The following is a 26,109-nucleotide window of genomic DNA, read 5'->3' on the forward strand; positions in this document are numbered from 1 at the left end:
TGAACCTGAGCCACCACTACCTCAGCGACGCCATGATGCTGCAGGTCTGGGACGCTCTCGAACCCGCGGGCGTACGGGTGGACCTGTCCGAGCAGCAGCCCGAAAAGTATCGAACCAGCCCCCACCCGTCGGACCGCAACATCGAGGCCGGCGACTACTTTTGAGTGACGACCGCGTTCTGGCGTCCTGCTGGGCGCCCACTGATCGGCGGCGCGGCTGCGGGAGGCGATGGGAGAAGGGTCTCGCTCCGGCCGGTCCCGATCCGTAGCTCGCCCGTTCCGCGTCCGATCCGGAGCCCGGCGGCGTCCGGCTCAGTCTTGTTCCACCGACTGACTCGTGTCCTGTGGATAGAGAATCGAAGCTTGGGTCGCAGTGGGGCCAGTACGAGTACGCCACTTCCTTCGGTTTCTCCGCCTGAGCAACGGACCACAGAAGGGAGGGGAAGAGCATGGAGGAGCACACCATGGACGGGCCGATGGAACTGCGGCGCCGGCAGAAGGAGGCCGCCGATGCGGGGGTCTTCGCGCTGGAGACCCCGCCCGGCGGCATCCCCGCAGAGGGGCTGCGTACGCAGGTGATCGCCGCTCCGGGGTCGGGTAAGACGCTGGTCGCCTATGATGTGGCGCGCCGTCTGGAGCCGCGAGGGCGGGTCTTGGTGCTGGTGCCCACCTTGAATCTGCTGACGCAGACGGTGGCCAAGTGGCGTCAGTACGGCATGCGCGGTAACGCGGTCGCGGTCTGTTCCCTGAACCGCGACTCGGAGGTGCGCGCCCACCTGGCCGACGACTTGGGCGTGCGGTGCACTACGAACCCGCTGCGGTTGGCGCTGTGGGCCGGCACAGGCCCCGTGACCGTGTTCGCCATTACGCCTCTCTGGTCGGTAACCCGGGCCGCCCCGCCGCCGACGAGGACCAGGACGACGAGGGCGACGACGAGGCTGCGGAGGAACGCGCGGTCGCCGGCGTCCTGGAGCGCGCCTTGGCGGGTGCGTTCGGGCAGAAGCTGGACGGCTTTGGTCTGGCGATCGTGGACGAGGCGCACCGCACCGCCGGCCTGGCCTCGAAACCGTGGGCCATCGTCCACGACAACACCCGCATTCCGGCCGACCGGCGCCTGTACATGACGGCCACGCCCCGGGTCTATGAGGCGGACGCCGTCGGTGGCGAGGTGCTGGTCGCCTCGATGGACGACGAGGGCGTGTTCGGCAAGCCCGCGTTCACCTTCCCCTTGGGGCAGGCCATCGAGGAGGGCCTGCTGGCCTCCTTCGAGATCGACGTGCTGGAGATTCGCGACCCCGCACCCCCTGGTGACGAGGCGACGCTGGAGGAGCGGCGCGGCATGCGGCTGGGTGCCATCAGGGCCGCCGCCCTGGCCCACATGGAGACCGCGGGCGTCGTGAGCCTCCTGTCTTTCCACTCCCGTACCCAGGAAGCCCTCTCCTTCGCCCGTGGCCTGCCGGACGCGGCCGACGAGCTGCGCGCGGCGGGGCGGTTTCCGGGCCAGGTGTGGGGGGAGTGGCTGTGCGGCCTGCACCCGGCCGCGCACCAGCGGGCCGTGCTCGACCAGTTCGCGAACGGCGTCGATGCCGAAGGGCGCAAGACCGAGTTCCGCATTCTGTCCACCTGCCGCCTGCTCGGGGAGGGCACGGACATCACCGGCCGGTGCGGGTTGGACGGTGTCCTGTTCGCGGATGTGCGCAGCAGCCCCGTGGACATTGTTCAGGCCGTCGGCCGCGCCCTGCGCCAGAAGCCGCACGAGGGCAAGGTGGCCCGCCTGGTCGTGCCGGTGCTCCTGGCCGCGGAGGACGAGGGCCGGGACATGGCGGCCACGGCCGCGTTCGAGCCGCTGGTGACGGTCCTGCGCGCGCTGCGCTCCTTCGACCCGCGCGTCGTCGAGCAGCTGGCGCTGCGCCAGTCCGGCCGCAGCAGCGGCACACCGGAGGACGTGCTCGCAGACGACCCGGCCGGGGCCCCCGGCAGGCCGGCACTTCCACCGAGGGCGGTGAGCCGGCCGGTGAGGACCACGGCTAGGAGGAGGCGCCCGCCACGAGCAGGGGGCGGAGCTGGCGTTGCTGCACTTCTCCCACCGCCCCCGCGAAGCCGAAGAGATCGCACGGCTGGTCCGCACCCGCGTCCTGCGCCCGGAATCCACGGCCTGGCTGACCGGCCTCGAGGCCGTCCGCGCCTTCGCGGCCGAGCACGGGCACGCCAACGTGCCCTACACCGCCACCGTCCACCTCGGCGACCAGGGCGTCGACTACCCGGTGGGCCAGTGGGCGGCCGAGCAGCGCCGCGCCTGGCGGCGGGGCGAGTTGGCCGACTGGCGCACCAAGCTGCTGGCCGAGGAAGGGTTCGTCTTCGACACCCGCGACCAGGCGTTCACCGAGTTCCTGGACGTGTGCGCCCTCTATCACGCCGAACACCACACCTTGGCCGCGCCCCGCGACGCGGTGCTGGCGGGTGTGGCGGTGGGGGAGCGGCTGCACCAGGCCCGCAAGCCCGGTGGGCTGGGCAAGAGGCCCGAGCGCGCGAAGAGCCGGCGGGAGCGGCTGGAGGGCATCGACCCGGACTGGAATCCCGACTGGTCGCTGTCCTGGCAGCGGCACTACGCGAAAGCCCGCTGGCTCATCTCCCAGGGCGCCACCCTCGCCGAGCTCCAGCCCGGCGTCAGCCTCGGCGGAGACGACATCGGCACCTGGCTGGCCGAACAACCCGCCGCCTGGCACACACTCACCGATGGCCAGCAACAGCGCCTCACCAAACTGGGAGTGCGCCCTGCTGCCACGGCAGCACTCCCGGCCGCCCCGGCTGTGCCCGCTGGGGCAGGGCGATGGCAAATCAACCTGGCCGCCGCACGCCAATTCAAAACACGAGAGGGACACCTACGCGTTCCACGGGACCACACCGAAACCATTACCGACGCCGAAGGACGCGAACACCTGATTCGGCTGGGCGTTTTCCGTAGTAACGCCCGCACCCGCCACAAGAAACAGAAACTCACCCCCGACCAGACCCGCGAAGCGGAACAGGTAGGACTGCTGACCTGACCACCGTGCCCTGCGCACCGCGAGCGCCGCCAGGGCTGGCGCCGAGGCGTAGCTCACCCGGCCAGGAGCCATCGTGGCGGACTGCTCGCGGTTCGCTCGCAATCTAGGGCGTGTCCCTTCGATCATGAGTGCCAAGTCCGGCCGGAGGTATCTGCCCCCCAACCGTGCTTGACCGATCGGCGGCATCTGGCGGGATCGTCGCCGGCGCTGATGAATAGTGCGGTCAGCATGGGCACGGCGTGGGTGAGTGCTTGGTGCGGCAGGGGACCTGTGGCGACAAGTGAGGCGAGTCCGTGGCCGATTGTCCAGCTCTGTGTTGCCAGTTCCAGCGGGTCCACGTCGTCGCGGAAGCGACTGGCCGTTTTGGCCCGTTCGACGGCACGGACGAGGCAGTGCAGAGCTTCATCCGCGGCGTCGGCGTCTTCGAGTTCGAAGCCCGCGTCGAACATGACGCGGTACAGGTCGGGACTTTGCAGGGCGTTGGCCAGGTAGGCGGCTCCCAGGGCGGCGAGGTCTCGCACGGGGTCCGGGGTCATCGAGACGGCTGCGAGTTTGGCCGCAAGGCGGGTGAAGCCTTCCTGTCGCAGCGCTTTCCACAGGCCGTCCATGCTGCCGAAATAGGTGTAGACGGCCATCGTCGATACGCCGGTTCCGGCGACCAGTGCGCGGAGTGTGACTGGTTGCCGGGTCCGGAGTATGCGCGCGGCCCGATCCAGCAGTTGGGAGCGGACCGCCGGATCTTTCGTCCTTGCCATGGCGGCAAAATACATAGCATCGCTATGCTTTCGCGCGCTGATCTTGCCGCACTTGACGCCAAGGAGGGGTCATGACTGTGACGCTGGTCAATCCCAACGGTTTGCCGAAACCCGACGTCTACCGTCAGCTGTCGATCGCCAGCGGATCGAAGCTGGTGTTCCTTGCGGGGCAGGTCGCCCGTGATGCCGACGGCCGACCCGTCGGCGAAGGAGACTTCGCCGCTCAGGTCGAGCAGTGATACCTCAACATCGGCACGGCGCTGGCCGAGATCGGCGGATCCTTCGATGACGTGGCGAAGCTGACCATCTATGTCGTCGACTGGAGTCCCGAGAAGATGCCTCTGCTGGGTGACGGGGTCGGCCGGGCGGCGGCGAAGCTGGGCATCGATCCGGTCAAACCGATCACCCTGCTGGGCGTTGCGGCGCTGGGGGAACAGGACCTCCTGGTCGAGGTCGAGGCCACCGCGGTCATCGAATAGCCGTGTCGCTCGATCAGGGAGAGCGTGGGTCTGGCCATGATGAGCCGGGGGGATCTGACCGACGGCGAGTGGGCGGTGCTGGAGCGGCTGTTGCCGGTGAGTAACAACCGGTGCGGTCGGTGGCGCGATCACCGGCAGGTGATCAACGGGATCATTCACCGGTTGAGCACCGGGGTTCAGTGGCGGGAGCTCCCCGAACGCTTCGGCCCGTGGAAGACCGTCCACAAACGGCACTCGTTGTGGTCGGCCGACGGCACGTGGGAGAGACTCCTCCAGCACGTCCAGGCCGTCGCCGACGCCGAAGGCGACTTCGGCTGGAACGTCAACGTCGACTCCACCATCACGCGCGCTCACCAGCACGCCGCAGGCGCACCCCAGACCCCACCGCCCGCACCGCCCGGCCCTTCAAAAGGGGGCCGCCGAAGGCTGGCCCGGCGGCCGCCGACATTGGTGAGCCTGCGCGGCCTCCTGGAGGGGGCGGCGCCTCGGGCGAAGCCCTGGGCCGGTCCCGCGGCGGGCTGACCACCAAGATTCACATCGCCGCGGAGGGCCGCTGCCGCCCCCTGTCCCTGCTCGTCACGCCCGGCCAGCGGGCGGACTGCATCCAGTTCGAGCCGGTCATGGACAAGATCCGCGTCCCACGCACGGGACTCGGCCGTCCCCGCCGCACGCCGGACAGCGTGAGCGCCGACAAGGCGTACAGCAACCGCTAGATCCGCGCCTACCTCCGAAACCGCGGCATCCGGCACGTGATCCCGGAGAAGAAGGACCACGAGGCCGCCCGCCTGCGCCGGGGTACACGCGGCGGCTGGCCGCCGGGCTTCGACAAGGAAAGGTATAGAGAACGCAACACGGTAGAGCGGGCCATCGGAAAGCTGAAGCAGTTCAGAGCCGTGGCGACCCGCTATGACAAGCGCGGATACGTCTACCTCGGCACCGTCACCGCCGCCGCACTCCGCGTCTGGCTCCGATCATGATCGAAGGGACACGCTTTAGCACAGTGATCCGGGCTGGCCAACTTCTCGGTGAACACCCTTGAGGTGCTGCGCGTCCCGCCCGGCTGCCTGCTGTTGCAGACGCTGCGCGCCACGACCAGTACAACACCACCATCTACGGGCTGGCGGACCGCCACCGCGGCATCCACCGGGGACGCAGAGTGGTCTTCGCCCACCCCGACGACCTTGCGGAGCGCGGGATCAACGACGGTGACCTGGTGGACCTTGTCAGCGAGTGGACCGACGGCCAGGACCGGCGGGCTGAGGCCTTCCGGGCCGTCGCCTGCGACACCCCTCGCGGCTGCTGCGCGGCCTACTTCCCCGAGGCCAACACACTGGTCCCGCTCGACTCGGTGGCCGACACCTCCAACACGCCGACCTCCAAGAGCATCGTGGTACGCCTGGAGCGCTGTGGTTCCCCCGCCCGCGGGCCGGGGGAGGGTCAGCCCGGGTAGCCCATCCGGTGGCCGATCTCGTCTGCGCCCTTGACGAGTACCGGGGAGATCTCGCGCATGCGCTCCTCGGTGAAGCGGTACGCCGGTCCCGACGCGCTGATCGCGGCGACGACCTCACCGTCCCGGGAGCGGATCGGGGCCGCCATGGCGTTCAGCCCTGTCTCGAGTTCCTCCAGCGCCAGTGCGTACCCCTGCTCCCGCACCTCTGCGAGGCTCTTCTCCAGCTTCGTCTTGGCAGTGATGGTGTGGGGTGTTTGCTTCCGCAACCCGGACGCGAGCAGTTCGGCGCGCTCGTCAGCCGTCAGGTGAGCCAGCAGGACCTTGCCGCTGGATGTGGCGTACGGCGGGGTGAGCCGTCCGACCCAGTTGTGCGCGCCGACCGCGCCCGGACCGCGCACCTGGTAAAGGTTGACCGCGTAGTGCTCCTGCAGCACGCCGATGTTGACGGTCTCGCCGATCTCCTCGGCGAGCCGTTCGCAGACCGGCCTGCCCTGTTGGGTGATGTCGATGCGGCCGGTGACCGCGCTGGCCAGGCGCACGATCCCGAAGTCGAGGCGGTACTTTCCGCGCTCGGCCGTCTGCTCGACCAGACCGCGCGCCTCCAGCGCTCCGAGCAGGCGGAATGCGGTCGACTTGTGGACATCGATCTCGGCGGCGACCTCACTGACGCCTGCCTCCCCACGCTCGGCGAGGATCTCCAGGACACTTACGGCACGGTCGACGGACTGCACTCCGCTCCCCGCGGGGCCTGCTGTTCGATTGTGTGCCGTATGGTTGCTCATGGCGCAACTATACCTACCGGTAGTGCACGCCCCGTGCGCAAGGGCGGGGGAGAAGCGGTGACCGTTTCTGTGTGATCGGCACCATCGCACGGATCAGCCGGTATCCGCCCAGCCGGTATCGGCGGCCCGAGCGGCGGCCCCGGGCCGTCTACGGCGAGGTATACGTGCTGGACGTCATGGGCGGGCTCCGGGAAGGGGCGGTGTCGAGGACGTGGCCGTGCCCGGGGGCGAGCGCCGACGACGCATCGGGTGCGTCCGCGGTTCGCCGCGGACCGGTGGGGGACCGTACCGGTCGAGGCAGACGGATTCCGCGAGGCTCGCCCGGCCACCTGGCGAACCCCCGGACTGCTCGTCCCGTCAGCGGAAGACGACCGTGCGATTGCCGTTGACCAGTACGCGGCTCTGGCTGTGCCACTCCACGGCGCGGGCGAGGACCTGGGCCTCGACGTCACGGCCGATGGTGACCAACTCGTCCGGGTCGTGCGAGTGGTTCACGCGGACGACATCCTGCTCGATGATCGGCCCCTCGTCGAGGTCGGGGGTGACGTAGTGGGCCGTGGCTCCCACGAGTTTGACGCCGCGCACGTGTGCCTGGACGTACGGCCGTGCCCCCTTGAAGCTCGGCAGGAAGGAGTGGTGGATGTTGATGGCCCGGCCGTCGAGGTGCTTGCACAGGTCGTCCGAGAGGATCTGCATGTAGCGGGCCAGCACAACCAGGTCGATGCCGAGTTCGTCGACCAGCCCCAGCAGTTGCGCCTCTGCCGCGGCCTTGCTCTGGGGCGTCACCGGGATGTGGTGGAACGGGATGCCGTAGTTCTGTGCCAGTGGCTCGAGGTCGCGGTGGTTGGAGACAATCGCGGGGATCTCGATGTTGAGCGCGCCCGTGGACCTGCGGAAGAGCATGTCGTTCAGGCAGTGGCCGAACTTCGACACCATGATGAGTGTGCGGGTCGGGATCGAGGCATCGACCAGCTGCCAGGTGATCTGGTACGCCTCGGCCACTGGGCCGAAACCAGGGCGCAGATCCTCCAGCGACACGTCTGGATCCGAGACCTCGAAGTGCACTCGCATGAAGAAGCGGTCCTTTGACCGGTCCTCGAACTGCTGGCTCTCCAGGATATTGCCGGAGTGGCCGACGAGGAAGGTAGTCACAGCGTGGGCGAGGCCCGCACGGTCAGGACACGAGAGGGTGAGGACGAACTCGCGGCCGGGCTGCGGTCGAGGAGACATTGACATCCTCCATTGGTGCGTAATACGCAACGCGATGAGTAATACGCAACATGGTCCAGGGTGGCGCCCGGCTGGTCAAGGGGCGGCAGTGCAACCGCCCCGCCCTGAGGTGAGCGACATGGGCCGCGTCCCGGCGCGTCCTCCGGGAGACGGTCCAAGGGTCATGCCCTGATGTGCCGGCGGCAGGGAGGAGGCGGCGATCGGCGGCAGTCGGGGGCGCCTGAGTGCCCTGCCGTTTCGGTGCTCTGCGTGGCGATCGTTTCCGCGAGTCACCCCTTGACAGCGTTCCGGGAGGCCCGGCACCTTGAGTTGCACAATGCGAAGCGTGTTGCGTAAAAAGCAACTGGAGGTTGTGCGATGCCGGGACCACGCGTGGTCATCATCGGAGCGGGCGTCGTGGGAGCGGCATTGGCCGACGAACTGTCCGTCCGGGGCTGGACCGAGGTCACGGTCGTCGACCAGGGCCCGCTGCCCGCTACCGGCGGGTCGACGTCCCACGCCCCTGGCCTGGTGTTCCAGACCAACTCCTCGAAGACCATGACCGAACTGGCCCGCTACACCGTGGAGAAGTTCCGCTCCCTCGATGTGGAGGGGCAGCCCTGCTACCTCCCGGTCGGCGGCCTGGAGATCGCCACCAGCCCCGAGCGCAGCGCCGAACTACAGCGCAGGCACGGCTGGCTGACCTCCTGGGGCATCGAATCCCGGCTGATCGGCCCGGACGAGTGCGTCGAGCTGCACCCCCTGGTGAATCGCGAACGTGTACTCGGCGGGCTGTTCATCCCCACCGACGGCCTGGCCAAGGCCGTCCTTGCGGTCGAGGCGCAGCTCAAGGCCGCCCAGGACCGCGGCGTCCGCGCCCTCGCCCACCATGAAGTCCTGGACATCCGCACCGAGGACGGCCGCGTCAGCGCCGTCGTCACGGACCAGGGGGAGATCCCCGCGGATATCGTCGTCTGCTGCGCCGGCATCTGGGGCCCCAAGATCGCCCGCATGGTCGGGATGAACCTCCCCCTGACTCCGCTGGCACACCAGCTTGCCTGGACCGGCCCCGTGCCGGCGATCGCCGGGCAGACGGAGGAGGCCGCCCGCCCGATCCTGCGCCACCAGGACGCCGACCTCTATTACCGCGACCGCTTCGACCAGCTCGGCATCGGTCACTACGGCCACCGGCCCATGCCCATCGACCCCGACGACATCCTCTCCGTCGACGCCGCCGAGCAGATGCCTTCCGTGCTCCGCTTCACCGAGGACGACTTCGCCAACGCCTGGACCGAGACCCAGAACCTGCTGCCCGCCACGAAGGACGCCAAGGTCGAGGAGGGCATCAACGGGCTCTTCTCCTTCACCACCGACGGGCTTCCCCTGCTCGGTGAGTCGCCCGACGTCAAGGGCTTCTGGGTCGCCGAAGCGGTCTGGGTCACCCACTCCGCCGGTGTCGGCCGTGCCGTGGCCGAGTGGCTCGTCGACGGCCACTGCTCCTCATTCGACCTGCACGAGTGCGACGTCAACCGCTTTGAACCGCACCAACTTGCGCCCGCGTACGTCCTCGCGCGCGACTGCCAGAATTTCGCCGAGGTCTACGACATCCTCCACCCTCTCCAGCCGGCCGGTGCGCCCCGGCCCCTGCGCACCAGCCCGTTCCACCCCCGCCAGCAGGAGCTCGGCGGGTACTTCCTGGAGGCCCACGGCTGGGAGCGGCCCCAGTGGTACGCCACCAACGAACACCTGCTGGCAGGCCGGAACATACCCACGCCCGACGACTGGGCCGCCCGTTACTGGTCGCCGATCGTCGGCGCCGAGGCCCAGGCCACCCGCGAGTCCGTCGCCCTGTACGACATGACGGCCCTCCCGCGCCTGGAGGTCACCGGCCGTGGCGCGGCCGCCTTCCTCCAGAGCATGACCACGGCCAACGTCATCAAGTCCGTCGGATCGGTCACCTACTCCCTCATGCTGGATCACGACGGCGGCATCCGCAGCGATGTCACCGTCGCCCGCCTCGGCCGCGACCGCTTCCAGGTCGGCGCCAACGGCAACCTGGACCTGGACTGGCTCACCCGGCACCTGCCCGAGGACGGCTCCGTGCAGGTGCGCGACGTCACGGCCGGCACCTGCTGCATCGGCCTGTGGGGACCCAACGCGCGCGAGGTCCTCCAGCCGCTCGCCGACAAGGACTTCTCCAGCAAGGGTCTGCGCTACTTCCGCGCCCAGCACGCCCACATCGGCTCCGTTCCCGTCACCGCTATGCGGCTGTCGTACGTGGGGGAACTGGGCTGGGAGCTGTACACGACCGCCGACATGGGGCTGAAGCTGTGGGACACCCTCTGGGAGGCGGCCCGGCCCTACTGCGGCATCGCGGGCGGCCGCGGCGCCTTCAACAGCCTGCGCCTGGAGAAGGGATACCGCGCCTTCGGCACCGACATGACCTACGAGCACGACCCGTACGAGGCCGGCGTCGGCTTCGCGGTGAAGATGGACAAGGGCGACTTCATCGGCCGAGCCGCGCTGGAGCGGCGCGCGGCCGACGTACGCCGCCGCCTGACCTGCCTGACCATCGACGACCCGCTCTCTGTGGTCATGGGCAAGGAACCCGTGTACGACGGCGACCGGCCGGTCGGCTACGTCACCAGCGCCGCCTTCGGCTACACGATCGGCAAGGGCATCGCCTATGCCTGGCTGCCCGCTGAACTCGCCACCACCGGACGCGCACTCACCATCGGCTACTTCGACCAGCGCATCCCCGCGGTCGTCGCCGAGGAACCCCTGTTCGACCCGACGATGCAGCGCCTGCGGGGCTGACGAAAGGAAAGCTCTGTGACCGCAATGACCCTCGACGGCCGCCGAACAGCGACCGCCATTCGCGCCGAACTCGCGGACCGTGTTGCAGCGCTTGCCGAGCGCGGCATCGTGCCCGGCCTCGGAACGGTGCTGGTCGGTGACGACCCCGGCAGCCACGCCTACGTGGGCGGCAAGCACCGTGACTGCGCCAAGGTCGGTATCACCTCGATCCGGCGCGAACTGCCTGCCGACGCCACGCAAGCCCAGGTGGAAGCCGTCGTCGACGAGCTCAACGCCGACCCGGCGTGCACCGGCTACATCGTCCAGCTGCCCCTTCCGCGCGGGCTGGACGCCAACGCCGTACTGGAGCGGATGGATCCGGCGAAGGACGCCGACGGCCTGCATCCGGTCAACCTGGGCCGACTGGTCCTCGGTGTCGAGAGCCCGCTGCCCTGCACCCCGCGGGGCATCGTCGAGCTGCTGCGCCGCCACGACGTGCCGCTCGCCGGCGCCCGGGTCTGTGTGATCGGCCGAGGCATCACGGTCGGACGGCCCATCGGCCTGCTGCTCACCCGCAGATCGGAGAACGCGACCGTGACGCTGTGTCATACGGGCACCAAAGGGCTGTCCTGGCACGTACGCGAAGCAGACGTCGTCATCGCGGCGGCCGGATCGCCCGGACTGATCACACCGGAGATGGTCCGGCCCGGTGCCGCGGTGCTCGACGTCGGCATCACGCGCACGGAGGAGGGGCTGCTCGGTGACGTCAACCCGGACGTGGCCAAGACCGTCGGATGGCTGGCCCCGATGCCCGGTGGGGTGGGCCCGATGACGAGGGCGATGCTGCTGGCCAATGTCGTCGAGGCCGCCGAACGCGCCGCCGAACCCCCGCCGGCCCGGGCATCGTCCGACGTCACCCCGTCCCCGTAACCGAAACAGGCTGCCTGAACGCTGCCTGAACGCGTCCACATCCCAAGGCGGGTCCTGGGCCGCACGGCTCCCGGGCCACCCGCACCTGTCAGGAGATCCGCGAGGAGCCCCGCCCCCGGAGGCTCGCTCCAACGGCCGTTCCTGCGCCACCGCCCAGAACATCCCGGCCGAAGACCGTATTCGGCCGGCCCTTCAGCGAGGAGCTCGACAGTGACACACGAGGTACGCGCCGTTGTTGCCCGGAAGAAGGGCGCTCCGGTTTCGGTGGAGACCATCCTGGTGCCCGACCCCGGCCCGGGCGAGGCGCTTGTGAAGGTGCAGGCTTGCGGTGTCTGCCACACCGACCTGCACTACCGTGAGGGCGGAATCAACGATGAGTTCCCCTTCCTGCTCGGCCATGAGGCCGCCGGCGTGGTCGAGGCGGTCGGTGAGGGCGTCACCGGCGTCGCTCCTGGCGACTACGTCATTCTCAACTGGCGTGCCGTCTGCGGTCAGTGCCGTGCCTGTAGCCGCGGGCGGCCGTGGTACTGCTTCAACACCCACAATGCTGTCCAGCCCATGACGCTGGCTGACGGAAACCCGCTGTCCCCGGCCCTGGGGATCGGCGCCTTCGCCGAGAAGACCCTCGTCGCAGCCGGCCAGTGCACCAAGGTCGATCCGAGCGCCTCGGCCGCCGCCGCGGGTCTGCTCGGCTGCGGTGTGATGGCAGGGTTCGGCGCCGCGGTCAACACGGGCGGGGTTGGCCGGGGGGACTCGATCGCGGTGATCGGCTGCGGAGGTGTGGGCATGGCCGCCATCGCCGGTGCCAAGGTGGCCGGCGCCTCGAAGGTGATCGCGGTCGACGTCGACGAGCGGAAGCTGGAGTGGGCCGGGAGGTTCGGCGCCACCGCCACCGTCAACTCCGCCAAGACCGACCCCGTCGAGGCCATCCGTGACCTGACGGGTGGCTTCGGCGCCGATGTCGTCGTGGAAGCGGTGGGCCGTCCCGAGACCTATGAACAGGCCTTCTACGCCCGGGACTTGGCAGGCACCGTCGTTCTGGTCGGCGTCCCCACCCCGGAGACGACCATCGAGCTGCCGCTGCTGGACGTGTTCGGCCGCGGCGGGGCGTTGAAGTCCTCCTGGTACGGCGACTGTCTGCCCGCCCGCGACTTCCCCGCCCTCATTGATCTCTACCTTCAGGGGCACTTCGACCTGGACGCCTTCGTCAGCGAGAAGATCGGCCTCGACGAGGTGGAGACGGCGTTTGAGAAGATGCACCGCGGCGACGTTCTGCGCTCGGTGGTGATCCTGTGAGCGCCCGCATCGAGCACCTCGTCAACAGCGGCACCTTCGAACTGGACGGGGGAAGCTGGGAGGTCGACAACAACGTCTGGCTGGTCGGTGACGACCGGGAGGTCCTGGTCATCGACGCGGCGCACGACGACGCGGCGATCGCCGCCGCCGTCGGGACCCGGCGTCTGGTCGGCATCGTGTGCACCCACGCCCACAACGACCACATCAACGCCGCCCCCGCGCTGGCAGCCCGCACCGGCGCGCACATGATGCTGCACCCCGCCGACTCGGTGCTGTGGAAGGCCACCCACCCGGGCATAGCCCCCGAGGTGTGGCTGGCGGACGGCGACGTGCTCACCGTCGCCGGTACCGACCTGCACGTGCTGCACACCCCCGGGCACGCGCCCGGCGCGGTCTGCCTGTACGCGCCCGAGCTGGGAGCCCTGTTCTCCGGCGACACTCTCTTCCAGGGTGGCCCCGGCGCCACCGGCCGCTCCTATTCCGACTTTCCCACCATCATCGCCTCCATTCGCGACCGACTGCTCACCCTCCCCGCCGACACCACCGTATACACCGGTCATGGCAGCAAGACCTCCATCGCGGCTGAAGCACCCCAACTCGCCTCCTGGATCGCCCGAGGGAGCTGACAAGCCCGGTTGGCACCGGAGCAGCCCCTTGCCCTTTTCGACCCTCGTTGTGTGGGCGTCTGCTGTCTTTTCGAAGGTGACACGATGACTGTGACGAATCTGCCCCCGAGTCTGATTTCGACGCTGCCCGGGGGCTTTTACACCGATCCTGAGGTCTTCCGTGTGGAGCAGGAGCGGATTTTCGAGGCCATGTGGTTCTGTGTGGCCCGTGCGTCGGACCTGGCCGGGCCGGGGAGTTTCCGGACGTGTCAAGTGGGGCGGGAGAGTGTGCTGGTCTCCCGTGCCCGGGACGGCTCCATCAAGGCGTTCTTGAACATTTGCCGGCACCGTGGTGCGAAGTTGTGCACGCAGGAGTCCGGTCAGGTCAAGCGGGCTTTTCAGTGTCCGTATCACGCCTGGACGTATGGGCTGGACGGGAAGCTGGTTGCCGCTCCCAATCTGACGTCGATGCCGGATGTCGACCGGGTCGAGTACGGGCTGGTCACGGTGCATGTCCGGGAGTGGATGGGCTATGTGTGGGTCTGCCTGGCCGATTCCCCGCCCTCGTTCGAGGACGAGGTGATGGGTGCGGTGGCCCAGCGGCTGGGGAGTGCGGAGGCGATTGACAACTACGGGATCGACGGTCTGGAGGTGGGCCGGCGGATCACGTATGACGTGCGGGCCAACTGGAAGCTGATCATCGAGAATTTCATGGAGTGCTATCACTGCGCCACAATCCATCCGGAGTTGACCGAGGTGCTTCCGGAGTTCGCTGACGGGTTCGCGGCGCAGTACTACGTGGGTCATGGGGCGGAGTTCGGTCAGGAGGTGAAGGGCTTCACCCTTGACGGGGGTGAGGGTCTGGACCGGATTCCGGGGGTCGGTGAGGAGCAGGATCGTCGCTATTACGCGATTACCGTCAGGCCGCAGGTGTTCATCAATCTCGTTCCCGATCACGTGATTTACCATCGGATGTTTCCGGTGGCTGCCGACCGGACGGTGGTGGAGTGTGACTGGCTCTACCTTCCGCATGTCGTGGAGAGCGGTAGGGATGTCGAGCGTTCGGTGGAGCTCTTCCACCGTGTGAATCAGCAGGACTTCGATGCCTGTGAGCGTACGCAGCCGGCGATGAGTTCCCGTGCCTACGCCAAGGGCGGTGTCCTGGTACCCAGCGAGCACCACATCGGCGAATTCCACACCTGGCTTCAGAACCGACTGGCGGGTCCGACCCACTGACCCGTCCCCGCTCCCGCGCAACTATCCAATTGCTGTGCGGCCTCGGGCAGCCACGGACAGCAACTGACAGCTCCCGCCCCGGCGGCAGGCGGCACGATCCGCTCCGGCCCGTCATCCGGCACGAGCCACGGTGCAGGGGGTGGCGAGACGAACGCTCCACCGAAATCACAGAACAGCCAGCCGCACCACCCCACCTCAATGTGTGAGGAGCTCCAATAATGTGACCATGCGGATTCCTCGAGTGCGGCGATTGCCCGTACCGCCTTCCCGCCCGTTCAACCGGTGGGGTAGGCGGAATCGGCGTGCGGCTCCACGTCCGGGAAGCGGGCAACGTGAGCGGTCGGAAGGCGAACGGCAGGCCCCGCGCCGGTCCAAGGACCGGCGACTGCACTCGCTGCTCAGCGTGCGCACTGCCGCGGGCCAAGTATTTGCGCTGCAAGTCGTGCTCGTGGTGCTGCTCGCTTGTGCAGCTGTGATCGCTCTCGTCCTGCAGGCGCGGGGGGCGAGACTGCAGGAGGCCCGCGATCGCTCGCTGGTCGGCGCACAGACCTTCGCACGGGCCCCGGGGACGCTGAGCGCCATGAAATCCTCCGACCCCAGTGCACTGCTGCAGCCGCGTGCGGAGGAAGCCCGGAAGGCATCCGGTGTGGACTACATCATCGCCTTCAACACGTCCGGCTTCCGTTGGACCCACCCGGACCCGGACCTGATCGGCAAACACGTCGTCGGTTCCTATGCCGAAGCGCTCAGCGGCAGAGTGCACCAGGAGACCTATGACACGCCGGGAGTTGGCCGTGCCGTGGACTCCATGGTTCCCGTCTTCGACACCGACGGCTCGGTTGTCGGGCTGGTCTCCGTCGGGATCAAGGTCAAGAGCGTGAACGCGGCGGTGGCGAAGCAACTGCCGATGATCTTCTCAGCCGCGGGTGGTGCGCTCGTCGTGGCCATGGGCGGGTCGGCGCTTGTGAGCCGGCGGCTGGTGCGCCAGACGCGCGGCCTGGGCCCCGCGGAGATGACTCGGATGTACGAGCACCACGACGCGGTGCTGCACTCAGTGCGGGAGGGCGTGCTCATCATCGACGGCGACGCTCGGCTGCTGCTGGCCAACGATGAGGCGCACCGGCTGCTCGAGCTGCCTGAAGACGCGGAGGGCCGTCGGATCACCGACCTGGGCCTGGCCCCGGGCACAGCCAGGCTGCTCGCCTCCGGCCGGACGGCCGACGATGAGGTGCACCTGGCGGGGGACCGGCTGCTGGTCGTCAACCTGCGCCCCGTGGCCGGCCACGGAGGACCGCCCGGCAGCGTGGCGACGCTGAGGGATTCCACCGAGCTGCGGACACTGGCGGGCCGGGCCGAGGCGGCGCGGGAACGCCTGCAGTTGCTCTACGAGGCCGGGGTACGGATGGGCGCCACACTGGACATGGCGGGCACCACCGACGAACTGGCCGGGATCGCGGTTCCCCGCTTCGCCGACTTCGCCACAGTCGAACTGTTGGATGCGGTCCAGCGGGGTGAGGAACCGGACGGCGCGAGCCTGACCATGCACCGAACCGCCCTGCGTGGCGTCAGGGACGACCACCCGCTGTACCCGGTGGGGGAGAGGATCACCTTCCTGCCGGCGATGCCGCAGGCGCGGGGGCTGCGGGACGGTCGCGCAGTGCTGGAACCCGATCTGAGCGTCGCGTCGGACTGGCAGGCACTCGATCCCGAACGCGCTGAGCGCATCGTCAGCTTCGGTATCCGCTCGCTGATCAGCGTTCCGTTGCAGGCCCGCGGCGTCGTGTTGGGGATGGTCGGCTTCTGGCGCTCGGAGAAGGAACCCTTCACGGAGGAGGATCTGTCCTTCGCCGAGGAGCTGGCCGCTCGCGCGGCGGTATGCGTCGACAACGCCCGCCGCTACACCCGGGAGCATGCCACGGCGGTCACCCTGCAACGCAGCCTGCTGCCCCGCACGCTGCCCGAGCAGTCGGCGCTGGAGGTGGCCTACCGCTATCTGCCCGCTCAGGCCGGAGTGGGCGGGGACTGGTTCGACGTCATCCCTCTGCCCGGCGCCCGCGTCGCATTGGTCGTCGGTGATGTCGTCGGACACGGCCTGCACGCGGCCGTCACCATGGGCCGCCTGCGCATCGCCGTCCACAACTTCTGCGCCCTCGACCTGTCCGCCGACGAGCTCCTGGGGCACCTGGACGAGCTGGTCGCCCGTATCGACCAGGGCGAGCCCGGCGACGGCGAGAGCGCGGGCATGATAGGTGCGACCTGCCTGTTCGCGATCTACGATCCGGTCTCCGGAGACTGTTCCATCGCCCGGGCCGGCCACCCCGGCCCTGCCCTCGTCCACCCCGACGGCACCGTCTCCTTCCTCGACGTCCCCGTCTCCCCACCGCTCGGTCTCGGCGCCGGACTGCCGGTCGAGACCGCTGAACTGCACCTGCCCGAGGGAACTCAGCTGGCCCTGTACACGGACGGACTCATCGAGGACCGCCGTCGCGACATCGATACGGGTCTCGCACTCCTGGGAGACGCCCTGGCACATTCCGGCCAGGACCCGGAGCAGACCTGTCAGGCGGTACTCGATGCCATGCTGCCCGCCCGCCCCGGCGATGACATCGCCCTTCTGGTGGCCCGGACCCGGCTGTTGGCCCCGGATCAGGTCGCCGACTGGGACGTGCCCTCCGATCCCGCCGCCGTCTCCCGCGTCCGCGCTGCCTGCGCTCGCCGGCTGGAGACCTGGGGCCTGGACCAGGTTGCCTTCGCCACGGAACTCATTCTCAGCGAACTGGTCACCAACGCCATCCGCTACGGCACCGGCCCCATCCGGCTTCGTCTGCTGCACGACCGCGACAGCCTGATCTGCGAAGTCGCCGACGGCAGTAGTACCTCCCCACATCTGCGCCGGGCCGAGATCACCGACGAGGGTGGTCGCGGCCTGTTCCTCGTCGCCCAGTTCGCTCGGCGTTGGGGCACTCGGTACACCACCCACGGCAAGGTCATCTGGACCGAACAGTCCTTGCACGACGCCGCAGCCGGACCCGGTGGAGCCCTGGGCGACATCCTGCTGGACCAGTGGGACGACCCTGAACTGTGACCGTGCGCCGTCGCTACCTCGACGAGACTGACGGCCATCAGGCCCGGGCCGTGACGTGGCGACGGCTGAGGCACGGCTGCCGCGGTAGCGCCACGCGCTTCGTCCGCGCGCCGCGCGCCAGCGCTCCGGGCCCGCGCCATGAGCCAGCGGTACGGGCTCTCGCTACGAGCCTGCGCAACGAGCTTGTGGCGTTCGGTTGTTGGGCCCCTGCGGGCGGTCCGCCGAAGCCTGCCCTGTGACCGGGTTCCACCTCGGCGAAGACGTGCTGTCGAGGGCTGGTTCAGCCGGCCCTTGACAAGCCCCCTGGATGCCAGAAAGCATGTTGCGTATAGCGAACCGCGTTGTGTTATTCGAAACAACGCACAATCTCTTCCTCCGTCCCGAAGCTGGGCGCATGGCCGTCCGCCGAGGGCCGTCCATTCCTGTCGGGCCCCCGTAACCTGGAGGTTCCCCATGATCACGGTGTGCCGGATCGAAGATCTGCCGCCCGGTGAATCCATCCGTGTCACCGACGGTGTCCCCGCCCCCATCGCGGTGTTCCACACCGAAGACGGCGAGGTCTACGCCATCGACGACACCTGCACGCATCAGGACGCCTCACTGGCGGACGGCTGGGTGGAGGGCTGCTTCGTCGAATGTCCCCTGCACACGGCCTTCTTCGACCTGCGGACCGGTCGCCCGACCTGCCCGCCGGCGAAGTACCCGGTGCGCACCCACCAGGTTTCCGTGCAGGACGGCCACGTCCTGCTTCACGTCGGCGTCGTGGCGCCGGCATGAGGAGCATCACCGTCATCGGGGCCTCGCTGGCCGGGCTGTACGCCGCGCGTGCCCTGCGCGACCAGGGTTTCGACGGGCGGCTGGTGATCGTCGGTGACGAGAACCACGAGCCCTACGACCGCCCCCCGCTGTCCAAGGCATTTCTCACCGGCGCCACCGGCCAGGGGCAGCTGACCCTGGCCGACGCCGACGAGACCGCCGAGCTCTATGCCGAATGGCACCTCGGCACCAAGGCCACCGGCCTGGACACCGGCGGAGGCGCGGTGCTCCTCGACGGCGACCGGGCGCTGGACACCGACGCCGTGGTCATCGCCACGGGTGCCACCCCGCGGCACCTCCCCGGCCAGGAGCCCGCCGACCCGGCGGAATCCGGCGTGCACACCCTGCGCACCCTCGACGACGCCCAGGCGCTCCGCGACGACCTGGCCCGTGGCCCGGCCCAGGTCGTGGTCATCGGTGGCGGATTCATCGGCGCCGAGGTCGCCTCCTCCTGTGCCGTCCTCGGCCATGACGTCACCGTGGTGGAGGCCGCCCCGCTTCCTCTCGTACCCCAGCTCGGGGAGGAGATGGCCCGGGTCTGCGCCGATCTGCACGCCGACCACGGCGTCACCCTGGTCACCGGTACGGGCGTTGCCGGGCTGCAGAGCGGCGGCCGAGAGGGGCGCGTCACCGGGGTGGAGCTGAGCGACGGGCGGCTGCTGCCCGCCGATGTGGTCGTGGTCGGGATCGGCGTACGGCCCAACACCGGCTGGCTGGAGGACTCCGGGCTGCTGCTGGCCGACGGCGTCGTGTGTGATGCGGGCTGTGTCACCGCGCTGCCGAACGTCGTAGCCATCGGGGACGTCGCCAGAGTGGACGGCAGTCGCGCCGAGCACTGGACCAGCGCCACCGAACAGGCCACCACCGCCGCGCAGAACCTGCTCGCCGGCAGCACGGTCGCCACCCATCGGAGCGTGCCGTACTTCTGGTCCGACCAGTACGGGGTACGGATACAGTTCGCCGGCCGACGGCTGCCCACCGACACCCCGCGGATCGTCGAAGGCTCCGCCGACGACCGCAGCTTCCTCGCCTGCTACGAACGCGACGGGCAGACCACCGCCGTCATCGCCGTCAATCGCCCCCGCCCCTTCATGCGGCAGCGCCGCGAACTGATGCGCGCCGCGCAGCCGGTCACGACCTGAGCCCGGCCCGGCCGTCACCGCCGGGCCTTCGCGGGCCGCGGCCGGGGCCCGCATCGCCGCCGCGTCCCCCGGCGGTGGCTCGCGCCCGCCGGTAACCGACACACCCTCCCGCAGGGAGTGGTCGTGGCAGGTGCGGTACGACCCTCAACCCACGGAGCATGGCGTGGCAATCAGCGTCTTCGACCTGTTCTCCATCGGCATCGGCCCGTCCAGCTCGCATACGGTCGGCCTCATGCGGGCCGCCCGGATGTTCGCCGGCCGGCTGAAGCAGAACGGCCTCCTCGCGGCGACGGCATCCGTGCGGGCCGAGCTGTTCGGCTCCCTCGGTGCCACCGGACACGGCCACGGCACACCCAAGGCCGTGCTGCTCGGCCTGGAGGGCAACGAGCCGCATACGGTCAACGTCGGCCAGGCCGAGCTGGATGTCGAGCGCATCCGCACCACCCGGCGCCTGCGTCTCCTGCGCGCGGAGATCGGCCCCTCCTGTGAGATCGACTTCGACGCCGGCACCCAGCTGAAACTGCACCGGCGCCGTTCGCTGCCGTACTACGCCAACGGCATGACCCTCTTCGCGTACGACGCTCATGACGCGCCGCTGCTGGAGAAGACCTACTACTCGGTGGGCGGCGGCTTCGTGGCGGACGAGGAGGAGGTCGGCGCCGACCGCGTCACGCTCGACGGCACCGTGCTGAAGCACCCTTTCCACACCGGCGACGAACTGCTCCGACTCGCCCGCGAGACCGGCCTGTCCATCTCCGCCCTCATGTTGGAGAACGAGCAGGCGTGGCGCACCGGGACCGAGATCCGCGCCGGCTTGCTGGAGATCTGGCGGGTCATGGAGGAGTGCGTCGCGGACGGCCTCTCCCGCGAGGGCATCCTGCCCGGCGGGCTGAAGGTCCGCCGCCGGGCTGCCGCCTCCGCCCGGCACCTGCGTGCCAAGGGCGACCCGGCCGGCCGCGACATGGAGTGGGTCACCCTCTACGCGATGGCCGTCAACGAAGAGAACGCGGCCGGCGGCCGGGTGGTGACCGCCCCGACCAACGGCGCGGCCGGCATCATCCCTGCGGTACTGCGCTACTACACGAACTTCGTGCCGAGCGCGGGCGAGGAAGGCATCGTCCGGTTCCTGCTCGCCGCGGGCGCGATCGGCCTGCTCTTCAAGGAGAATGCCTCGATCTCCGGTGCCGAGGTCGGCTGCCAGGGCGAGGTCGGCTCCGCCTGCTCCATGGCCGCCGGGGGCCTCGCCGAAGTCCTCGGCGGCTCCCCCGAACAGGTCGAGAACGCCGCCGAGATCGGCATGGAACACAACCTGGGCCTGACCTGCGACCCCGTCGGCGGCCTGGTCCAGGTCCCGTGTATCGAGCGGAACGGAATGGCGGCGGTCAAGGCCATCACCGCCGCGAGGATGGCGCTGCGTGGCGACGGCCGCCACCACGTCTCCCTCGACAAGGTCATCAAGACGATGAAGGACACCGGCGCCGATATGAGCGTCAAGTACAAGGAGACGGCGCGGGGCGGGCTCGCGGTCAACATCATCGAGTGCTGAGAAGGTGGGTGCCCGCCGGCCGACAGCAGCACATACCCGGCGCGTACATGCGACCGGACGCCGGTCTCATCTGCGTTCATGTGCACCCCAACTGGCCGCCAGCGCGGGCGAGTCCGCCTCGTGGGCTTGCGGCCGACCACGGCGCATGCAGTACGGTCGCGCCTCCTGTGGCGATCGGGCTAGCCGGATGCGGCATCGGCGGCAGTGTAAAGAGTCCGCGTTCGCCGGACGATCTGGACCAGCATGGCCCTCGGCGGATTTGATGGCGCGGCGCTCGTCCATCGCCTTGTAGCCCTCAGCGGCCTTGTCGAGCGGGAGTGTGAGGTCGAAGACCTTGCCCGGGTCGATCTTGCGGTCCCAGATGAGCTGGATCAGCTCAGGCAGGAACCGACGCACCGGAGCGGGACCGCCGAGCAGGTGCACCTCGGCGAAGAACAGTTCCTCGCCCGGAAGCTCCACCCTGTGCGCCACGCCCACGTATCCCACGTGTCCGCCGGCGCGGGTGGAGCGGATGACCTGCATCATCGATTCCTGGGTGCCGACGGCCTCGATCACGCTGTGGGCGCCGTATCCTCCGGTGAGCTCCTTGATCCTGGCTACGCCCTCGTCGCCGCGCTCTGCGACGATGTCGGTCGCGCCGAACCCGCGGGCGAGCTTCTGCCGCGACGCGTGCCGCGACATCGCGATGACCCTTCCCCAAGCTCTCGACTTCGCTCGAGCAGGGGAGACCCCATCGCGCCCAGCTGCTTCGCGGCCAGAACAGCGAGGAGGCCGACGGCACCGTCACCGACCACGGCCACGGTCTTACCCGGCCCGGCCTCAGCGGCCACGGCGCCGAACCAGCCCGTTCCGAGCACATCGGAGGCGGCCCGGAGCGAGGGGACCAGGTCGTCGTCCGGCATTCAGGGGGGTGGCGACGAGGGTACCGTCGGCCAGCGGCACCCGCAGGTACTCCGACTGTGCCCCACCGGCGCCGACGTACTCGGCGTGCGCGCACCGTGACTGGTAGCCGGCTTCGCAGATTTCACAGGTGTTGTCCGAGGCGAAGAACCAACCGACGACGAAGTTACCGAGCTTGATGTTCTTCACCTCGTCGCCGATCTCGGTGACCACGCCGACGGATTGGCCACGCCCCAGTCAGTCGACAGACGTGGACCCGTCTCGCTGCGCAAGGTGGTGCTGACCGGGGTTGGCTGGCTGGTCGGGCTGTTCTTCATCGCGCCGTACCTTGTGATGCTCGGGACGGCTCTGAAGCCCGAGCACGAACTGATGCGGTCGTCTTACCTCCCGTCGGAGTGGCACTGGTCCAATTTCGTCGACGTGTGGAGGGCCGCACCGATCTGGCAGAACATGAAGGTGTCGCTGATCGTGGCCGCCGCCGCCACGGTGGTCACGCTGCTGGCCGCGTTGCCGGCGGCGTACTACACCGCGCGAAACCGCTTCCGCGGCCGGAACGCCTTCATGGTCCTCGTCCTCGTCACCCAGATGTTCGCACCGACCGCCCTGGTCATCGGCATCTACCGGGAGATGGTGGCGCTCAACCTTACCGACACCCTCCTGGCGCTCATCCTGGTGAACGCCGCTTTCAATCTGCCATTTTGCATCTGGATCCTGCACGGGTGCTTTTCGAGCATTCCGAAGGAGTTGGAGGAGGCCGCATTTCTCGATGGGGCGGGACGGATCACAGCGCTGGTCCGGGTAACGCTGCCGATCTCCCTGCCAGGCGTAGTGACAGCGATTGTCTACACCTTCATCAGCGCTTGGAACGAATACATCGTGGCCCTGACGGTGACGGCGTCGCCGAACCGTCAGCCCCTGACCGTCGCGATCCCGTCGTTCGTAACGCAATATCAAGAGCACTGGCAGTTTCTGTTCGTGACCTCGCTGATCGCGATTGTGCCAGTCGCGATTCTGTTCATCTTCATCGAGCGCTACCTCATAGGCGGTCTCACCGCCGGTTCAGTGAAATGACGCCAGAACACTGGGTGCACCGGCAGGCCAGCGTTTCCGATGCGCGACACAGGAGGTCGTGGATGACGAGAAAGATCGATGACGATGCCGTCTCAGCCCTGGGCGAGGAGCGTCTCGACTGGCGATTCAAGGCCGTACCGGCCGCCGCCCACGGCCTGACGACCAGACAGTTTCTCCAATCGTGACCGACGCTCGAACAATTCGGCACTCCGCTGCTGACGCTCGACGCCGACGCACTCCGGCACAACATCGCCACGATGGCCGACTGGGTCGCCGACGTTGGTGTCCATCTCGCCCCACACGGCAAGACGACAATGGCGCCGGCATTGTGGCAGAGGCAACTCGACGCCGGAGCCTGGGGTATCACCGTGGCCAACCTGCCGCAGCTGCGAGTGGCGCGCGCATTCGGCGTCCGGCGTGTGCTGCTGGCCAACGCACTCATCGACGCTCCTGGTCTGGCCTGGGTAGCCGCCGAGCTCGATCGGGACCCGGAGTTCTCGTTCGTTTCCTGGGTGGACTCGGTGCGTTCAGCGGAGCTGATGGACGCGGCGCTCCGGGGAACCACATCGGCGCGCCCTATCGACGTGTGCGTGGAGCTCGGTGCATCAGGCGGCCGTACGGGGGCGCGCGAGGACGGCGAGGCCATGGCCGTTGCCGACGCCGTCTGCAGAGCTCCCTCGCTGCGCTTGGTCGGCGTAGCCGGATACGAGGGTGCTCTTGCCCACGACGCGTCCCCGGCCGCGCTGGCTGCGGTCGAGGCCTACCTTCACCGGCTCGCGGCCCTGCACGAGCGGATCCCGTATGAGACGGCCGAGCCCATTGTCACTGTCGACGGAAGCTCCTATTTCGACCAGGTGGTCGACGTGCTCGGTGGCTTGGGCGCCCAGTTGGTGCTGCGCTCGGGGAGTTACGTGATTCACGATGATGGCTTCTATCGCGCGATGTCGCCGTTCGCCAGGCTCGGGGGACGCCAGCAGCTGCGTTCGGCCATGCACGGCTGGGCGCGCGTCATTTCCCGGCCCGAGCCGGGACTGGCACTCCTGGACGCCGGACGACGGGACCTGCCCTTCGATGAAGGGCTGCCCGAACCACAACGGGTGTGCGGACGAGGTCCGCTGACGGATGCCCGCATCACCGGGCTGAACGACCAGCACGCGTTTCTGGAAGGGGCCACGGTCGGGATCGGTGACGTGGTACGGCTGGGCCTGTCCCACCCGTGCACGGCCATGGACAAGTGGACACTCATCCCCGTCGTGGACGAAGCCGGCACGGTCGTCGACCTGATACGGACGTGGTTTTGATGGCGAATCTGGTGATCCGGGGTGCGACGGTCGTCGACGGCACCGGTGCGCCCGGATACATCGCCGATGTCGCTCTCGCCGACGGGCGGATCGCGGACACCGGGAACGGGCGGACCGGCCGCCGCGTGCTGGACGCCACGGGCCTGGTGGTCGCGCCCGGTTTCATCGACATGCACGCACACTCCGACCTCAGCCTGCTCGTCGAACCTGATCACCTGGCCAAGGTCGGCCAGGGCGTGACCACCGAGGTCCTCGGCCAGGACGGGCTGTCGTACGCCCCGGTCGACGACACGACGCTGGCCCGGATCCGGCAGGCCATCACTGGCTGGAACGGGGACCCGCCGGGCTTCGAGTGGAACTGGCGCAGTGTCGGCGAGTACCTGGACCGCCTGGATCAGGGCATCGCGGTCAATGCCTGCTACCTGGTGCCACAGGGATCAGTCCGCATGCTCGCCGTCGGATGGCCGACCGACCGCCAACCGACACCGAGCTGAACCAACAGCGGACCCTTGTCGCGACCGCGATGCGCGAGGGCGCCGTGGGCATGTCCAGTGGGCTCACCTACCCCCCGGGCATGTACGCGGACGACTTCGAACTCGTCGAACTGTGCCGCGTAGTGGCCCAACTCGACGGCTTCTACGCTCCCCACCACCGCTCGTACGGAGCAGGAGCGCTAAAGGCGTATGCCGACATGATCGAGGTATCGCGCCGATCCGGCTGCCCACTGCATCTGACGCACGCGACCATGAACTTCCCCGTCAACGCCGGTCGCGGCGCGGAGCTGCTGCGGCCGCTGGACACTGCCATCGCCGAGGGGTGCGACCTCACCTTGGACACCTATCCCTATCTGCCAGGCTCGACCACGCCGACGGCGCTGCTGCCGAGTTGGTCCTGCGAGGGCGGCCCGGATACCACCCTGGTGCGGCTACGCGACCCGGCCACGCGACGGCGGATCCAGCACGCGATGGAGGTCTCCGGGTCTTTCCGACTCCCGAGACGTATCAATTGTCGGCCGGACCATAGCGGAACTGTCCGACGACTCCGGCCGCCCGGCCTTCGAGGTCTGCTGCGACCAGCTACTCACCGACAAGCTCGGCACCATGATCCTCCAGCTCGTCGGAGACGAGAAAAACGTTCAGGCGATCATGAAACATCCCACGCACACCGGAGGAAGCGACGGGCTCCTGGCCCCTGCCCGGCCGCATCCCCGCGCCTGGGCCACCTTCCCCCGCTTTCTTGCCCGCTACGTTCGCGAACTCGGAATCCTCGGCCTGGAAGAATGCGTGGCGCATCTGACCGGACGCGCGGCGCGTCGGCTCAAGCTCGCCGAGCGCGGCTCCATCCGCTCCGGGCACCACGCCGACCTGGTGCTCTTCGACCCGGACACCGTTCGCGACACCGCGACGTTCGAAGACCCGCGTCAGCAGCCCGAAGGTATCCCATATGTCTTCGTCGACGGCGTCACCGTCATCGCAGACGGTCGCCACACCGGCGCCCTGCCCGGCCGCTCACTCCGCCGTCGAGCACAGGGAGGACAAACCTGTTGAGTCTTGTCCGGCTTCCTCGGCTGACCTGGTTCGCGGGGTCACGGCCGGTGTGTCATGCATGGCTGAGGGTACCGAACAGCTCAGCCGCTGGTTGCGCGGACATCCGGGTGTGGAGAT

The 26,109-nt window shown here is 68.8% G+C and carries 17 protein-coding genes and 6 pseudogenes; 18 read left to right on the forward strand and 5 right to left on the reverse strand.

The window, feature by feature from the left end:
• Window positions 1-475: 475 nt before the first annotated feature.
• Window positions 476-697 (forward strand): annotated as a pseudogene (locus ACTWP9_RS34940) (DEAD/DEAH box helicase family protein); the annotation flags it as partial.
• Between the two features lie 8 nt (window positions 698-705).
• Here ACTWP9_RS34940 and ACTWP9_RS34945 read toward each other — a convergent pair.
• Window positions 706-1,755 (reverse strand): hypothetical protein, encoded by a 1,050-nt coding sequence (locus ACTWP9_RS34945; protein WP_443250384.1) that lies wholly within the window; start codon window positions 1,753-1,755, stop codon window positions 706-708.
• Between the two features lie 313 nt (window positions 1,756-2,068).
• Here ACTWP9_RS34945 and ACTWP9_RS34950 point away from each other — a divergent pair, with 313 nt between their 5' ends.
• Window positions 2,069-3,046 carry a helicase associated domain-containing protein gene (locus tag ACTWP9_RS34950; protein ID WP_443250354.1) on the forward strand — a complete coding sequence of 326 codons (978 nt, stop codon included), beginning with the start codon at window positions 2,069-2,071 and terminating at the stop codon, window positions 3,044-3,046.
• 122 nt (window positions 3,047-3,168) lie between these two features.
• Here the strand turns inward: ACTWP9_RS34950 and ACTWP9_RS34955 are convergent, their stop codons facing one another.
• On the reverse strand, window positions 3,169-3,681 hold the full coding sequence (locus ACTWP9_RS34955) for a TetR/AcrR family transcriptional regulator (protein WP_443250355.1): 513 nt from the start codon (window positions 3,679-3,681) through the stop codon (window positions 3,169-3,171).
• 191 nt (window positions 3,682-3,872) lie between these two features.
• Between ACTWP9_RS34955 and ACTWP9_RS34960 the strand changes: the two are divergent.
• The 3 pseudogenes from ACTWP9_RS34960 to ACTWP9_RS34970 all read left to right on the forward strand — a co-directional run.
• Window positions 3,873-4,280 (forward strand): annotated as a pseudogene (locus ACTWP9_RS34960) (RidA family protein).
• Window positions 4,281-4,319: 39 nt separating this feature from the next.
• Window positions 4,320-5,257: pseudogene (locus ACTWP9_RS34965) on the forward strand (IS5 family transposase).
• A 27-nt stretch (window positions 5,258-5,284) separates the two neighbouring features.
• A pseudogene (locus tag ACTWP9_RS34970) lies at window positions 5,285-5,730 on the forward strand (molybdopterin dinucleotide binding domain-containing protein); the annotation flags it as partial.
• Here the strand turns inward: ACTWP9_RS34970 and ACTWP9_RS34975 are convergent.
• Together ACTWP9_RS34975 and purU are read right to left on the reverse strand one after the other, a co-directional pair.
• A complete protein-coding gene (locus tag ACTWP9_RS34975; protein ID WP_443250356.1) occupies window positions 5,718-6,512 on the reverse strand; it encodes an IclR family transcriptional regulator in 795 nt (264 codons plus the stop codon). The pseudogene ACTWP9_RS34970 and the gene ACTWP9_RS34975 sit on opposite strands and share 13 nt — an antisense overlap.
• A gap of 357 nt (window positions 6,513-6,869) precedes the next feature.
• On the reverse strand, window positions 6,870-7,742 hold the full coding sequence (gene purU, locus ACTWP9_RS34980) for a formyltetrahydrofolate deformylase (RefSeq protein ID WP_443250357.1): 873 nt from the start codon (window positions 7,740-7,742) through the stop codon (window positions 6,870-6,872).
• A gap of 357 nt (window positions 7,743-8,099) precedes the next feature.
• Here purU and ACTWP9_RS34985 point away from each other — a divergent pair, with 357 nt between their 5' ends.
• From ACTWP9_RS34985 to ACTWP9_RS35025, 9 genes are all read left to right on the forward strand, one after another.
• Window positions 8,100-10,538 carry a GcvT family protein gene (locus ACTWP9_RS34985; RefSeq protein ID WP_443250358.1) on the forward strand — a complete coding sequence of 813 codons (2,439 nt, stop codon included), beginning with the start codon at window positions 8,100-8,102 and terminating at the stop codon, window positions 10,536-10,538.
• Between the two features lie 15 nt (window positions 10,539-10,553).
• Complete coding sequence (locus ACTWP9_RS34990) at window positions 10,554-11,447, forward strand: bifunctional methylenetetrahydrofolate dehydrogenase/methenyltetrahydrofolate cyclohydrolase (RefSeq protein WP_443250359.1); 894 nt, start codon at window positions 10,554-10,556, stop codon at window positions 11,445-11,447.
• Between the two features lie 210 nt (window positions 11,448-11,657).
• The gene (locus tag ACTWP9_RS34995; RefSeq protein WP_443250360.1) at window positions 11,658-12,743 is read left to right on the forward strand and encodes an S-(hydroxymethyl)mycothiol dehydrogenase; all 1,086 of its coding nucleotides are present in this window, start codon (window positions 11,658-11,660) and stop codon (window positions 12,741-12,743) included.
• Complete coding sequence (locus ACTWP9_RS35000) at window positions 12,740-13,369, forward strand: MBL fold metallo-hydrolase (protein ID WP_443250361.1); 630 nt, start codon at window positions 12,740-12,742, stop codon at window positions 13,367-13,369. The genes ACTWP9_RS34995 and ACTWP9_RS35000 overlap by 4 nt, the downstream gene beginning before the upstream one ends.
• An 84-nt stretch (window positions 13,370-13,453) precedes the next feature.
• Window positions 13,454-14,584 (forward strand): aromatic ring-hydroxylating oxygenase subunit alpha, encoded by a 1,131-nt coding sequence (locus ACTWP9_RS35005; RefSeq protein WP_443250362.1) that lies wholly within the window; start codon window positions 13,454-13,456, stop codon window positions 14,582-14,584.
• A gap of 226 nt (window positions 14,585-14,810) precedes the next feature.
• A complete protein-coding gene (locus tag ACTWP9_RS35010; protein WP_443250363.1) occupies window positions 14,811-17,669 on the forward strand; it encodes a SpoIIE family protein phosphatase in 2,859 nt (952 codons plus the stop codon).
• Window positions 17,670-18,122: 453 nt separating this feature from the next.
• The gene (locus tag ACTWP9_RS35015; protein ID WP_443250364.1) at window positions 18,123-18,446 is read left to right on the forward strand and encodes a bifunctional 3-phenylpropionate/cinnamic acid dioxygenase ferredoxin subunit; all 324 of its coding nucleotides are present in this window, start codon (window positions 18,123-18,125) and stop codon (window positions 18,444-18,446) included.
• A complete protein-coding gene (locus ACTWP9_RS35020; RefSeq protein WP_443250365.1) occupies window positions 18,443-19,627 on the forward strand; it encodes an NAD(P)/FAD-dependent oxidoreductase in 1,185 nt (394 codons plus the stop codon). Before ACTWP9_RS35015 ends, ACTWP9_RS35020 begins: the two co-directional genes overlap by 4 nt.
• A 163-nt stretch (window positions 19,628-19,790) precedes the next feature.
• Window positions 19,791-21,173 carry an L-serine ammonia-lyase gene (locus tag ACTWP9_RS35025; RefSeq protein WP_443250366.1) on the forward strand — a complete coding sequence of 461 codons (1,383 nt, stop codon included), beginning with the start codon at window positions 19,791-19,793 and terminating at the stop codon, window positions 21,171-21,173.
• Between the two features lie 255 nt (window positions 21,174-21,428).
• Here the strand turns inward: ACTWP9_RS35025 and ACTWP9_RS35030 are convergent.
• Window positions 21,429-22,292, reverse strand: a pseudogene (locus tag ACTWP9_RS35030) (zinc-binding dehydrogenase); the annotation flags it as partial.
• 54 nt (window positions 22,293-22,346) lie between these two features.
• Between ACTWP9_RS35030 and ACTWP9_RS35035 the strand changes: the two are divergent.
• The 4 genes and pseudogenes from ACTWP9_RS35035 (at window position 22,347) to ACTWP9_RS35050 (ending at window position 25,992) form a co-directional block, all read left to right on the forward strand.
• Window positions 22,347-23,144 (forward strand): carbohydrate ABC transporter permease, encoded by a 798-nt coding sequence (locus ACTWP9_RS35035; RefSeq protein WP_443250367.1) that lies wholly within the window; start codon window positions 22,347-22,349, stop codon window positions 23,142-23,144.
• Between the two features lie 62 nt (window positions 23,145-23,206).
• A complete protein-coding gene (locus ACTWP9_RS35040) occupies window positions 23,207-23,329 on the forward strand; it encodes a hypothetical protein (RefSeq protein WP_443250368.1) in 123 nt (40 codons plus the stop codon).
• Window positions 23,330-23,359: 30 nt separating this feature from the next.
• Complete coding sequence (locus tag ACTWP9_RS35045) at window positions 23,360-24,445, forward strand: alanine racemase (RefSeq protein ID WP_443250382.1); 1,086 nt, start codon at window positions 23,360-23,362, stop codon at window positions 24,443-24,445.
• Window positions 24,445-25,992: pseudogene (locus ACTWP9_RS35050) on the forward strand (N-acyl-D-amino-acid deacylase family protein). Before ACTWP9_RS35045 ends, ACTWP9_RS35050 begins: the two are co-directional and overlap by 1 nt.
• Window positions 25,993-26,109 lie beyond the last annotated feature (117 nt).

This window comes from Streptomyces sp. 3N207, assembly GCF_052246355.1.
Taxonomy (GTDB): Bacteria; Actinomycetota; Actinomycetes; order Streptomycetales; family Streptomycetaceae; genus Streptomyces.